The 12,380-nt window shown below is 68.9% G+C and carries 9 protein-coding genes and 2 rRNA genes; 5 read left to right on the forward strand and 6 right to left on the reverse strand.

All coding sequences use genetic code 11. The features are described 5' to 3' along the window. Nucleotides 1-89: 89 nt before the first annotated feature. The 3 genes from AB0J80_RS11870 to AB0J80_RS11880 form a co-directional block, all read right to left on the reverse strand. Complete coding sequence (locus tag AB0J80_RS11870; RefSeq protein WP_364703644.1) at nucleotides 90-1,301, reverse strand: hypothetical protein; 1,212 nt, start codon at nucleotides 1,299-1,301, stop codon at nucleotides 90-92. Nucleotides 1,302-1,452: 151 nt separating this feature from the next. Further along, nucleotides 1,453-2,181, reverse strand: a complete 729-nt coding sequence (locus AB0J80_RS11875; RefSeq protein ID WP_364703647.1) for a GH25 family lysozyme — start codon at nucleotides 2,179-2,181, stop codon at nucleotides 1,453-1,455. A 156-nt stretch (nucleotides 2,182-2,337) separates the two neighbouring features. After that, entirely contained in the window at nucleotides 2,338-4,584 is a 2,247-nt protein-coding gene (locus AB0J80_RS11880; protein WP_364703650.1) for a M4 family metallopeptidase, read from the reverse strand. A 173-nt stretch (nucleotides 4,585-4,757) separates the two neighbouring features. Here AB0J80_RS11880 and AB0J80_RS11885 point away from each other — a divergent pair, with 173 nt between their 5' ends. Continuing rightward, nucleotides 4,758-6,320, forward strand: coding sequence for a M1 family metallopeptidase (locus tag AB0J80_RS11885; protein WP_364703653.1), 1,563 nt, complete (start codon nucleotides 4,758-4,760; stop codon nucleotides 6,318-6,320). A 48-nt stretch (nucleotides 6,321-6,368) separates the two neighbouring features. On the opposite strand, the gene AB0J80_RS11890 is transcribed toward AB0J80_RS11885, so the two are convergent. Next, nucleotides 6,369-7,133, reverse strand: coding sequence for an alpha/beta hydrolase (locus AB0J80_RS11890; protein WP_364703656.1), 765 nt, complete (start codon nucleotides 7,131-7,133; stop codon nucleotides 6,369-6,371). 140 nt (nucleotides 7,134-7,273) lie between these two features. On the opposite strand from AB0J80_RS11890, the gene AB0J80_RS11895 reads away from it, so the two are divergent. From AB0J80_RS11895 to AB0J80_RS11910, 4 genes are read left to right on the forward strand one after another with little or no spacing between them, the layout of a single operon-like run. Beyond that, nucleotides 7,274-7,840, forward strand: coding sequence for a hypothetical protein (locus AB0J80_RS11895; RefSeq protein WP_364703658.1), 567 nt, complete (start codon nucleotides 7,274-7,276; stop codon nucleotides 7,838-7,840). Nucleotides 7,841-7,873: 33 nt separating this feature from the next. Further along, nucleotides 7,874-9,277, forward strand: a complete 1,404-nt coding sequence (gene sthA / locus AB0J80_RS11900) for a Si-specific NAD(P)(+) transhydrogenase (RefSeq protein WP_364703661.1) — start codon at nucleotides 7,874-7,876, stop codon at nucleotides 9,275-9,277. Between the two features lie 47 nt (nucleotides 9,278-9,324). Beyond that, nucleotides 9,325-10,479: a phytase gene (locus AB0J80_RS11905; RefSeq protein WP_364703664.1), complete on the forward strand. Its 1,155-nt coding sequence runs from the start codon at nucleotides 9,325-9,327 to the stop codon at nucleotides 10,477-10,479. Nucleotides 10,480-10,536: 57 nt separating this feature from the next. Further along, on the forward strand, nucleotides 10,537-11,931 hold the full coding sequence (locus tag AB0J80_RS11910) for an FAD-linked oxidase C-terminal domain-containing protein (RefSeq protein ID WP_364703667.1): 1,395 nt from the start codon (nucleotides 10,537-10,539) through the stop codon (nucleotides 11,929-11,931). 152 nt (nucleotides 11,932-12,083) lie between these two features. Here AB0J80_RS11910 and rrf read toward each other — a convergent pair. Together rrf and AB0J80_RS11920 are read right to left on the reverse strand one after the other, a co-directional pair. Continuing rightward, nucleotides 12,084-12,200: ribosomal RNA gene (gene rrf / locus AB0J80_RS11915) — 5S ribosomal RNA — on the reverse strand. Nucleotides 12,201-12,304: 104 nt separating this feature from the next. Beyond that, a 23S ribosomal RNA gene (locus tag AB0J80_RS11920) occupies nucleotides 12,305-12,380 on the reverse strand; the annotation flags it as partial.

The following is a 12,380-nucleotide window of genomic DNA, read 5'->3' on the forward strand; positions in this document are numbered from 1 at the left end:
GAGAATGGCACGTTCGTTGCCGCGCATATATTGATCAAGAAGCGCCGGGACACCATTTCCTCACGGAAAGTGATGCCCCGGACCCGGGATCATGCGGTGCCGCGTGGCACCTGGACGTGCAAGTGGTTGCAGGTGTCGGCGAACTCGACGACGCCGGCGGGCAGCGCGGCCCTGTTCGGCCCGCAGGAACGCTTCGTCGTCGACCCGTCTCGGTTCCTGACCAGCTGGTAGGCCTGGCCGAAGCCCGATCCGCGCGGCAACCGCGATGCCATCAGCTCGATGATGACCATCGAGTGGTCGTCCCGGCCGGTCAGGACGTGACCGTCCAGGCGGCCGAAGTCGACCGCGTCGCCGGCGTAATGCAGGCTGTTCGCGCTGTGGCCCGTGCCGCCGCCCTCCAACGCGGTGATCGTGACCGTGTGCTCCCGGCCCACCCTCGCGACCAGGCCCAGCATCGTCGCGCTCAGCGGCGCGCCGGCGGATCCGCTGCGGCCGTTGGCGGCGGCTTGCAGGTCGGCGTTCACCAGCCGGCCGCTCTTGTCGATGTTGCGGTTATTCAGGATCTCGCGGGCGTAGTCGGCTGCCGCCCCGCCGGTCGACCCCGGGTCACCGTTGCCGAGCGATCTGGCGTTTCCGTACGCGTACGTCTGCCCGATCCCGGACATGGCCAGCGTCCCCCGCCCGTCGTCGGTGAGCGCCACCGCCGCCATGCCACCGGTGAAACCACTCGGATTGAGCTGCGGCCGGGCCGAGCCGTACGCGTAGAACTGCCCCGCCGACGACATGGCCATCACCCCGCCGCCGTCGGCGGAGAGGGCGGCGCTCACCATGCTGCCGGTGAATCCGCTCGGATTCTGCTGCGGACGAGCCGTCCCGTACGCGTAGAACTGACCGGTGGACGACATGGCGATCGCCCCCTGCCCGTCGGCCGTGACCGAGACGCTGACCATGGACCCGGAGAACCCCGTCGGATTGGGCCACGCGTGCGCGGTGCCGTACGCATAGAACTGTCCGGCGGACGACATCGCCAGCGCGCCCCGGCCGTCGGCAGTCACCGAGACCCCGACGATGCGCCCGGCGAATCCGGTGGGGTTGGGCCATGACCGTGCGGAACCGTAGGCATAGAACTGCCCCGCGCTGGAGACGGCGAGCGCGCCCTGTCCGTCACCGGTGATGGAGACGCCGGTCATCGCGCCGCTGAAACCGGTCGGATTGGGCCAGGCACGCGCGTTGCCGAACGCATAGAATTCACCGCGGTCCGACATCAGCAGATAGCCCTCGCCGTTCGCGGTGAGGTCCATGCTCGCGAAGGTGCGAGACGTGTTCTGACCGGCGTCCGCCGATTTCATGGTGAGCGTCAGTGCAACCACCAACGCCCCCGACAATCCGAATGCGGCTGCGTACCGGACCGTTTTTCCGAGTTTCCTCATCACCACTGCCTCCTCGGCGAAATCAGCAGGGGCCGTCACAGGCCATGACACGCAACTGCCCTGCCGAGCCGTTCCAGGTGTTCAGATCGACGCCGTTCCACAGGCCGCGCTGCCAGAACGAGTACGTCGGCCACCCGGCCGGCACGGGACCTGGCGCCGCGCCCGGATGCGCCAGCCACAGCGGGCTGTTGGCGGCGATGCTGCTGTCCCCACCGGTGCACGGGTTCCACCAGGTCGCCCGCGTGTAGATGACGGCCCAGCGGCCCGTCAGCTCCCGGTAGCGGTTCACGAAGTCGTGAATCCACGCCCGCATGCCGTCCTGCGTCTTGCCGTAGCAGAAGTCGACGCCTCCGCTGCTCTCAAGGTCGAGGGCTCCCGGCAGCGTGCGGCCGTCGCGCGACCAGCCGCCGCCATTGGCGACGAAGAACTCGGCCTGGGCCGCACCGCCGGCCCGGTCCGGCCGCGCATAGTGGTAGGAGCCGCGGATCATTCCGGCCCGGTAGGAGCCGTTGTACTGCTCCGCGAAACGCGGGTTCCGGTAAGTGGTGCCTTCGGTGGCCTTGACGTACGCGAACGAGATGCCGTTCGCCGTCGCCCCGGTCCAGTCGAAACCGGCCTGGTACGACGACACGTCGACCCCGCGCGGGCGGGTGTCGGTGACCCCGGCCGACGCATCGAGCGCCGTACCGACGCAGAATGTCGCCGCCAAGGCGGCAGCGACCGAGCCGGTGAACAGGCGCGTTCTGGTCATGGTGAACACAGGAAGCCTCCTCGTCAGTTGCCGTGTGCTAACGGAAGGCTGCCTATCTCGTCACAAGATCGCCCGGGCAGGCCTGCCGGCCCTGGTCACAGGAAAGGCCCCGCCGACCGTCCTCCCGGACCGGCCGACGGGGCCTTCGCTCACCGTCTAGAGCGACAACTTCCAGCTGTTGATGTACCCGGTGTCAATCGCGGCAGCGTCCTGCACCCGCAACGTCCACGTCCCGTCCGGCGTCTCCCCGGACAGGTTCACCGCGTACGTCTGGTCGATGTTGTCGGTGCTTCCTCCGGCCCGGTTGTGCAACGTGTACACACTTCCGTCCGGCGCCACCAAGCTCACCACCAGGTCCCCGATGTACGTGTGCACGATGTGCACCTCCACCGCGCTCGTCGACGACGGCGTGATCGTGCATCCGTTCAGTTCCACGCTGCTCGTCACCGTCGTGTTGTCCGGGATCGGCACGTCGGTGTCGTTCGCGGCCGTGCAGCCCTGCGGACTGCGTACCGTCACGGTGAGAATCGTCGAGTGCGCCACCGAGGGCGAGCGACCTGTCAGCGTGATCGGATACGTACCGGTTCCGAGCGTTTCGGGGGTGGTCACCGTGACCGTGGCGGTCTCTCCGGCGGTGATCTCGGCCGGGCTGAAGGAAACCGTCGCCCCGGCCGGCACTCCCGTCGCGCTCAGAGCGACCGTTTCCGGCGTGCCGTTCGTGATCGTCGTGGCGAACTCGGCGGTGACCGTTTCGCCGCGGTCGATCGTCACCGTTGCCGGCGAGGCCGCGACCGAGAAGTCGTGGTCCGTCGGGCAGTAGTCGCTGCCCGCCACGTTCACCGCGGTCCACGCCGCCTGCACGGTCTTGTATTCCGTGCCGCAGAGGCCGTAGAGCTCCGCGGCCGCCGACAGCGAGTAGGCGCGGGCGGTGTTCGCCGGAGTGGCCGTGTTGACGTATCGGGTGTTGGAGACGAAATACGCGTCGAGGGCCCGGAACCAGATCTTCTCGGCCTTCTCCCGGCCGATGCCGGTCACCGGTTCGGCCGCCCCGCAGAGCGGCGAGTTCCCGTACGCCGTGGCGCCCGTCCCCTCCGCCAGGTTGAAGAAGAAATGGTTCGCCACACCGGACGAGTAGTGCACGTCCACGCTGTTGGTGCTCGTCGACCAGCACGAGTGGGAGACACCGTCCAGCGCGGGGTTGTACATGTAGCGCAGCGGGGCGCCCGTACCCCGGATGTCGATTTTCTCGCCGATGTCGTAGTCGCCGGGGTCGCTGCTGGTGTGCGCGTAGAACTCGACCATGCTGCCGAAGATGTCGCTGGTGGCTTCGTTCAGCCCGCCGGACTCACCGGAGTAGGTCAGGCCGCCCGGCACCACGTTCTCGGTGACGCCGTGCGACATCTCGTGCCCCGCGACGTCGAGGGCGACCAGGGGCTTCGCGTTGCCCGTACCGTCGCCATAGGTCATTTGGGCGCCGTCCCAGAAGGCGTTGACGTAGGCGTTGCCGTAATGCACACGGGACGGCACGCCGGCGCCGTTGCCGAAGATGCCGTTGCGGCCGTGGACGTCGCGGAAATAGTCGAAGGTGGTGGCGGCCCCGAAGTGGGCGTCGACCGCGGCGGAGGCGCGATCGGTGGTGGCGCCGGTGCCCCAGACATTGTCGGCGTCGGTGAAAGTCGTGCAGGTGGAGGTGCCGTTGTTGAGATCGCACGTACGGCCGTTCCCGCGTTCCGGATCGACCAGGGTGTAAGAGTCGCCGGACGGCGTGGTGTTCACCGCCACGGTGCCCGAGTAGATGCTGTTGCCGGTCCCGTCAGCGGTCTCGATCTCGTCGAACGAGCCGCGCAGCGCATTGGTCGTCGCGTCGGTGATGACGTGCAGCCGCGACGGGGTCTGCCCGTCCTTGGCCCACCCCTTGACGACGGTTTCCCAAGCCAGCACGGGCGAACCGGCGCCCGCGTCGATGAACAGCTCCGGCGCGCCGACCGACGTCACCTTCCCGGAGAAGGCTTTCCTGGCGGCGGCCCGCGCGCTCGCGGTGCCGACCTTCGGGGTGACGCTCAGCGACAGCGGCGCCGACAAGCCGACCGAGCTGCCGGTGAAGGCGCCGTCGGCGCCGACCCGGATGACGAGGTCGCCGCCATAGACCCGCAACCCTTCATGGGTACGCGTATAGCGCACGACGCCGTTCCCCTTGGCGTCCTTCTTGCCGCTGTACACGGTGTAACGGTCCTCGGGCGAGCCCTTCACGGCCGAGGTGTTCTTCTCGAGCGCTGCGCCGGCGGCGGCGAACAGCGAGTTGGACGGTGTGGACGGCGGCGCGGCGGACACACTCGTGGCGGTGACCGCGAGGCCGCTACCGGCCAGCAACGTGATGCCGGCCAGTGCGAGAGCTGATCTCAACCCGTTCCTCCCAGATCCAGGATGCCGAAGCATCCATTGATCTCAATATGATTCCGGAGTACTTGAAGGCTGAATAGTCCATTGGCGAACTTTTTACATGTTCGACATGGCTCCCCGGCCGCCTGTGGATAACCCCCCTCATCCACCGCCGTCGCGGCGTAACGTCGACGACCATGAGAACGTTCATAGGCAGTCGTCTCTCGAAACTCCTCGCCGGCGGCGTCGCGGCGCTGGTCGCCACGGTCGGCACCGTCACACCCGCCTACGCCGGCGGCGCCGCGCCGAGCCCCGGGTCCGCCGGCCTCGGCGACCGGCTCTACCCGCTGCTCGGCAACGGCGGATACGACGTGCAGGACTATGCCCTGCGCGTGCGCTACCCGAAGAAGGATCCGAAGCAGACCGTCACGGGCGACGTCACCATCACCGCCGTCGCCACGCAGAACCTGTCCCGGTTCAACCTCGACTTCGGCGGCGACTCGGTCGGCAAGGTCCGGGTGAACGGCCACTCCACCGCCTTCTCCCGCTCCGGCGACGAGCTGGTCATCACGCCCCGGCACTACCTCGCCAAGGGCAAGCGCTTCTGGGTCACCATCAGCGGCTTCAAGGCGACGCCGATCGAGGCCAACGCCAACTCGCCGGCCGGTTTCGTGACCACTCGGGACGGCACGATCATGGCCGGCCAGCCCGACCAGTCCCACCAGTTCTTCCCCAGCAACGACCATCCCCGTGACCTGGCGACCTACACGATCACGCTGACCGCCCCGGTGGGCTGGACGGCGGTCGCGAACGGCCGGCACCTCGGTGACCGGCGGCAGGGCAACTACGTGTCCTCCACGTACCGCGAGTCCCGGCCGATGGCCAGCGAGCTCATCCAGGCCGCGGTCGGCGACTTCGTGGTCCACGACCGGACCGCGGCGGCCGGGGTGCCGATCCGCGACGTCGTCCCGCGCCGCCTCGCCGACACCCTGCTGCCCAAGGCCGACGTCGAGCGGTCCCAGGTGTCCTGGATGGTCGGCAAGGTCGGCCGCTACCCGTTCGAGAACTACGGCTCGCTCGTCATCGACGCCGACCTCGGCTTCGCCCTGGAGACCCAGAGCCTGTCCCTCTACGACACGGGACTCTTCGCCGCCCCGGCCTTCGTCCTCAACCCGGTCATGACTCACGAGCTGGCCCACCAGTGGTTCGGCGACAGCGTGGCGCCGTGGTCCTGGAGCGACGTCTGGCAGAACGAGGGCCACGCCACCTGGTACGAGCTCACCTACGCCGACGAGACCGGCGTCCTGAAGCAGTACACGGGCTCAGCGACGCTGGAGGACTACTTCAAGCGCGTGTACGCCCGCGGCGACCAGTACCGCCACGACTACGGCCCGGTCGCGCGCCCCGCCGGCTCGGCCTCGATCTGGGACGTCTTCAACCCGAACGTCTACGACGGCGGCGCCCTGGCCCTCTACGCCCTCCGGCAGAAGATCGGCGCCACCAAGTTCCAGCTGCTCGAGCGCCTCTGGGTGAGCAAGTACAGGGGCAAGTCGGTCTCGACCGACGACTTCATCCACCTCGCGTCGAGGGTGTCGGGCCAGGACCTGCAGGCCTTCCTGACCGCCTGGCTCTACGGCACCACGACGCCGCCCATGCCGGGCCACCCGGACTGGACGGTCACCCCGCCCACGGCCTCGGCGAAGGCCGACGCCGCCCGCAGCGCCGCCTCCGAGCGCGGGCTCGCGCCGGCCGGACGCTGACCCTGGTGACGGTTCCGGGCCGGCTCGGGCCGGCCCGGAACGCACCGGTCAGCTGTTCAGGAAGTCCGCCAAGAGCTCGCTCCAGGCCTCCGGCCGGTCGAGGTGGGCGTCGTGCGTCGTTCCCGGAATCGTGACGCAGGAGACATCCGGCCGAAGTGAAAGCATCCGGTGCACCTCCTCGTCCGGCACTTTGCTGTCCTCACCTCGCACCACGAGCGTCGGAGCCGTGATGCGCGACCACTCGTCCCAGCGAGCACGCTCGGCCACCGGACGGATGGCCGCCTCCATGATGTCGGCGTCGAAGCGCGGCCAGAAGCCGTCGTCCCGCTCCTCCAGGTCGGCGGCCCAGGCCCGGCCGAGGCCCGTGTCGCCCAGTAAGTCGACCGCGGCCGTACGGGAAGGGAAGGGAACCGGCCAGGAGGCGAACCACCTGCCGAGCCGCGTGGGGTAGTCGTCCTCGCTGCCGCCCACCCCGCCTTCCAGCATCACCAGCCGGCTGACCAGCGAGGGATACCGAGCGGCCGTCAGCATGGCCGTGTGCGCTCCCATCGACTGGCCCACCAGCGCCACCGGCCCGCCGTCGGCCAGGGTGTCGATCACCGTGACCACGTCCTCGACGTAGGCCGTGCGGGACAGGTCGTCCGGCCGCCGGGTGCTGAGTCCGTGGCCGCGCTGGTCCGGGGCGATCACGCGGTGGCCCCGCAGTCTGAGCGGCGCCTCGGAGGCGCTGCCGGCGAGGCCGTGGAGGAAGACCACCGGCGAACCCGAGCCGGCGACCAGACAGGACAACGGTCCGACCTTTGCACGCTGCATTTGTTCATCCTCCCGGGTGGCACCCGGTGGGGGGTCGACCCCGGACGTTCGGGCACCCCCCGTCCTCGCTGTGGGCAATTCGCCCCACGGCTGGGCGAAAGCAGTGGTGGCTCATTACCCTGCGTGTCAGGCTCGGTGACGTGACAAGCGATTCTTCTCCGAAGACGTGGGACTTCACGAAGGACCAGACCGAGGCCGGGTGGCGCTCGATGTCGCTGCTTGCTCGTCTTGTCCAGCGTGGCGGGCATCCCGCTCCCGTCAAGCCCACCGTGGCGCTCGGCGCCGGCGAGAAGCAGTACGGCGCCTTCCTCGCGAACATGCTGGCTTACTACTCGGCCGACGTCGACTACTCCAGCGGCATCTTCGCCAGTGGCGGGTTCTTCTTCACCAGCGCCAGCAGCGCACCCCGCAGCGGGTGGCGCCTCCAAGGTCGGCAGGCGGTGACTCTCACCAGCCAGCGACTCGTCATGCGCGGCTCCGACGGGGAGCAGGCGTACGAGTTCCGCTCGCTCATCCTCATCCAGCCGAACCCGCTCGACTGGTCCGTGAACCTGTACTTCCAGGGCGCCCAGCCCATGATGTTGCGCGGCCCGTGGGTCCCGTGGATGACCGTCGTGATGTCCGCCGAGCTGTACGGTTCCCCCTGGCCGCCCGGACACGCCCCGACCATGCAGATGCCGGTGAAGGCTTTGTGCGAGAACCCGTAGCGCGGACCGCTTCCCGGCTGCGACGCTGGGCTGGTGAGCGACTACGACCTGGTGGTCCTGGGCTCGGGGCCCAGTGGGCAGAAGGCGGCCATCGCCGCGGCGAAACTCGGCAAGCGGGTCGCGATCGTCGACCGGCGCGACATGATCGGCGGGGTGTGCATCAACACCGGCACGGTCCCGTCCAAGACCCTGCGTGAGGCTGTTCTGTATCTGACCGGCCTCAGCCAGCGTGACCTCTACGGCAGCAGCTACCGGCTCAAGGACGAGATCACCGTCTCCGACCTGGCCGCGCGCACCCAGCACGTGATCAGCCGGCAGACGGACGTGATCCGCAACCAGCTGGCCCGCAACCGGGTCGCCATGATCACCGGCACCGGCCGGTTCGCGGACGCGCACGCGATCTGGGTGGACGGCGGCGACGGCCGGGAGAGCAAGGTCACCGCCGAGAAGATCATCATCGCTGCCGGTACGCGGCCCGCGCGCCCGGACAGCGTGGACTTCGACGACCGGACGATCGTGGACTCCGACGGGGTGATCAACCTCGAGGCCGTCCCGCGCAGCATGGTCGTGGTCGGCGCCGGAGTGATCGGCATGGAGTACGCGTCGCTCTTCGCCGCGCTGGGCACCAAGGTGACGGTGGTCGAGCGCCGCGACAAGATGCTCGACTTCTGCGACGAGGAGATCATCGAGTCGCTCAAGTACCACCTGCGGGACCTGTCCGTGACGTTCCGGTTCGGCGAAGAGGTCGCCGCCGTCGAGCGGCACCAGACCGCAGCCCTGTGCATCCTCAAGAGCGGCAAGAAGATCGTCGCCGACACGGTCATGTACTCCGCCGGGCGGCAGGGGCAGACCGACGACCTGTCCCTGGAGGCGGCCGGCCTGAGTGCCGACCGTCGCGGCCGCATCGAGGTCGACACCAACTTCCGTACGGCGGTGGAGAACATCTACGCGGTCGGGGACGTCATCGGCTTCCCGGCGCTGGCGTCGACGTCGATGGAGCAGGGCCGGCTCGCGGCGCACCACGCCTGCGGTGAGCCCGCCCGGGACATGCACCAGCTGCAGCCGATCGGCATCTACACCATCCCCGAGATCAGCTTCGTCGGCGCGACCGAGGAGCAGCTGACCGACGACGCGACTCCCTTCGAGGTGGGCATCGCCCGCTACCGCGAGCTCGCCCGCGGCCAGATCGTCGGCGACTCGTACGGGATGCTCAAGCTCCTGGTCTCCCCCAGCGACGGCAAGCTGCTGGGCGTGCACGTCTTCGGCACCGGGGCGACCGAGATCGTGCACATCGGACAGGCGGTGATGGGCTGCGGCGGCACGATCGACTACCTCATCGACGCGGTGTTCAACTATCCGACGCTCGCCGAGGCGTACAAGGTCGCGGCGCTCGACGCCTCCAACAAGATCCGCAACATCACCCGCATCGACGGTTGACCGAGCGTTCACCCCGCGGCCACACCGGTCGACGATTGTCGGTGGGCATGCGTACTCTCGCACTCACGATCGCCGGTGCCCTTCTTGTCGCCGGCAGCCCCGCCCGGGCCGGCGGCCACCACCACCGCCCGGTCACCGCCACCACCGAGACGCCCGCCCTCTTCGACGACGAGGCCGGCGGCGACGCGGACGCCGACGACCCCGCGATCTGGGTGCACCCGCGGGACCGCGCCCGCAGCCTGGTGATCGGCACCGCCAAGAACGGCGGCCTGCGCGTGTACGACCTCGCCGGCCAAGAGCTCCAGTCGATCCCCACAGGCGACGGCGGCCGCTTCAACAATGTGGACGTCACCCGCGGCAACCTCGTCGTCGTCACCGACCGGGGCCGCGACCAGCTGCGGTTCTACCGGATCGACCCGCGCACCCTGCGGCTCCGCGACGTGACCGCCGCCGACCCGCCCCTGCTGTTCTCCAGGAACCAGGACGAGGTCGAGGGCCAGGCCACCGGCTACGGCCTGGCCACGTACGGGAACCTCGCCGTCGTCAGCCGCCGCCACACCACCCGCCTCGGCTTTTTCGAGATCCGTGACCGCGGCGGCAGGGTGTCGTACGTCCGCCGCGAGACCCTCGACCTGCCCCGCACCTTCACCCTCAGGGACGGCAGCAGCTGGACGCCGTGCGCGGACCCTGGCGAGGATCCCCAGGTCGAGGGCATGGTCATCGACGCCGAGACGCACGTGCTCTACGCCGGCCAGGAGGACGTCGGCCTCTGGCGCATCGACTTGCGCACGAAGAAGAAGCGCGTGATCGAGCACGTCACCGAGTTCGGCGCCCCGTACAACGCCGACTGCACGATCACCGGCCCGGGCGAGGGCGGCAGAATCCACGCCGACGTCGAGGGAGCCACCATCTACGAGAACTACGTGCTCGTGTCCGGCCAGGGCGACAGCCGGTTCTTCGTCTACGACCGCCGCACCAACGCACCGGTCACGACCTTCACCGTGAGCGACGGCCCGCGCATCGACGGCGTCCAGCACTCCGACGGAGCAGCCGCCACCTCCACCGCGCTGCCCGGCTACCCACGAGGACTGCTGGTCCTGCACGACGGTGAGAACACTCCCGACGAGGGCCGGGTCAGCACAAACTTCAAGTACGTCGACTGGCGCCGGCTGGCACTGCCCCGCTGGACGTCGTCGTGGTGAACGTCGGCCGCCCCGGTTCGTGAGCGCCTGATCGGGGCGCGCCCTAGAGTCGTTGGCATGTCGTTGCCGGCCGACCTGCCTCACCTCGACGTCATCACGGACGCCGACGTCCTGGCCTCGCTGAGCCAAGACGACGCGGAGTGGGCTCCGGTCGGCCGTCCGCTCGCGGCGGTCCGTCCGCGCTCCACCGAAGAGGTCCAGCAGATCGTCGCGGAGTGCGCCAAGCAACGCATCCCGGTGGTGGCGCGTGGGGCGGGCACCGGCCTGTCCGGCGGCGCGAACGCGGTAGACGGTTGCGTCGTGCTCGACACGTCCAGGATGGACCGCATCCTCGAGATCGACCCCGACAACATGATCGCAGTCGTGCAACCGGGCGTGATCAACGACAACCTCAAGACAGCGGTCGCCGAGCACGGTTTCTGGTATCCGCCGGACCCGGCCAGCGCCCCCTGGTCGACGATCGGCGGCAACGTGGCCACCAACGCCGGCGGCCTCTGCTGCCTGAAATACGGGGTGACCCGGGACTACGTCCTCGGCCTGCAAGCGGTCGTGGGTGGTCCGGCAGGCCCCTACGGTACGGAGGTACGCGTCGGGCACCGCACCACCAAAGGCGTCGCCGGCTACGACCTCGTCGGCCTGTTCGTCGGCTCCGAAGGCACCCTCGGCATCGTCACGGAGATCACCCTCCGCCTGCGCCCGGCCCGCGCCGCTTCCCCCCGTACCGTGGTAGGCGCCTTCGGCAGCATCGTGGCCGCCGGCGAGGCGGTCGCCGCAACCACCCGCCGAGGCCTGCTCCCGACGGCACTCGAGTTGCTGGACCGCGCCTGCCTGCAGGCGGTCGAGGACTGGAAACACCTCGGCGTGTCCGCCACAGCCGAAGCCCTGCTCCTGGCCCAGATCGACACCCCGGGCGCGGCGGGCGACGAGGAAGCCACGGCCCTCACGACGATCTTCCGTGAGGCCGGCGCGGAATGGGCCGAGCAGTCAACGGACGACATCGAGGCGGAAGCCCTGTTCGCGGCCCGGCGGCTCGCCTACCCGGCCCTGGAACGCCTCGGACCGGTCCTGACCGAAGACGTCTGCGTCCCCCGATCGGCAGTCCCGACAATGCTGGCCTCCATCGAGCAGATCGCGGCGCGGCATGGAGTCGCCATCCCAACGATCGCTCACGCCGGAGACGGCAACCTGCACCCGTTGATCCGTACACCCGCGGACGATGAGCATGCCCGGGCATCGGCCCAGTCGGCCTTCGAGGAGATGCTGCGGGCCGCGATCGCCCTCGGCGGTACGGTGACCGGCGAGCACGGGGTCGGTCTGCTGAAGCGCAGGGGGTTGCGGCAGGAGCAGTCGGCCGGGGTGCTGAGTATGCAGCAGGCGGTGAAGCAGGCGTTGGACCCGCTGGGAATCTTCAATCCCGGCAAGGTGCTGGGCGACCCGGAGCTCGGCGCCTGACCGGCTCAGCGTCGGCGGTACGCTATCCGGCCGGCTCCGCAATTGATCTCTTATATGCGAAAAGGGCCGGTCCCCTGTCCGGGGCCGGCCCAACTTTGTTTGCGGAACGCGAAAACGCCCACCCCGAAGGGGTGGGCGTTTCCTCACGTTGAGTCCGGCGGCGTCCTACTCTCCCACACCCTCCCGAGTGCAGTACCATCGGCGCTGGAGGGCTTAGCTTCCGGGTTCGGAATGAGACCGGGCGTTTCCCCTCCGCTATAACCACCGAAACACCTATCAGCAGCACCACCAAACATCCCCCAAAACTTCCCGCGGGGTGGTGGTTGTTTGCTGTGAATCACACAGTGGACGCATATCGAGCATAAAATTTGGTGTAGTTAAGCCCTCGGCCTATTAGTACCGGTCGACTGAACCAGTTACCTGGCTTACATCTCCGGCCTATCAACCCA

Origin of the sequence: Actinoplanes sp. NPDC049548, from assembly GCF_040676695.1 — a bacterium.
Lineage (GTDB): Bacteria > Actinomycetota > Actinomycetes > Mycobacteriales > Micromonosporaceae > Actinoplanes.

Coding starts and splice junctions, on each gene's coding strand:
- AB0J80_RS11870 (WP_364703644.1), bottom strand. CDS start 1,301: ATGGACCTCACCGCGAACGGCGAGGGCTATCTGCTGATGTCGGACCGC.
- AB0J80_RS11875 (WP_364703647.1), bottom strand. CDS start 2,181: ATGACCAGAACGCGCCTGTTCACCGGCTCGGTCGCTGCCGCCTTGGCG.
- AB0J80_RS11885 (WP_364703653.1), top strand. CDS start 4,758: ATGAGAACGTTCATAGGCAGTCGTCTCTCGAAACTCCTCGCCGGCGGC.
- AB0J80_RS11890 (WP_364703656.1), bottom strand. CDS start 7,133: ATGCAGCGTGCAAAGGTCGGACCGTTGTCCTGTCTGGTCGCCGGCTCG.
- AB0J80_RS11905 (WP_364703664.1), top strand. CDS start 9,325: ATGCGTACTCTCGCACTCACGATCGCCGGTGCCCTTCTTGTCGCCGGC.
- AB0J80_RS11910 (WP_364703667.1), top strand. CDS start 10,537: ATGTCGTTGCCGGCCGACCTGCCTCACCTCGACGTCATCACGGACGCC.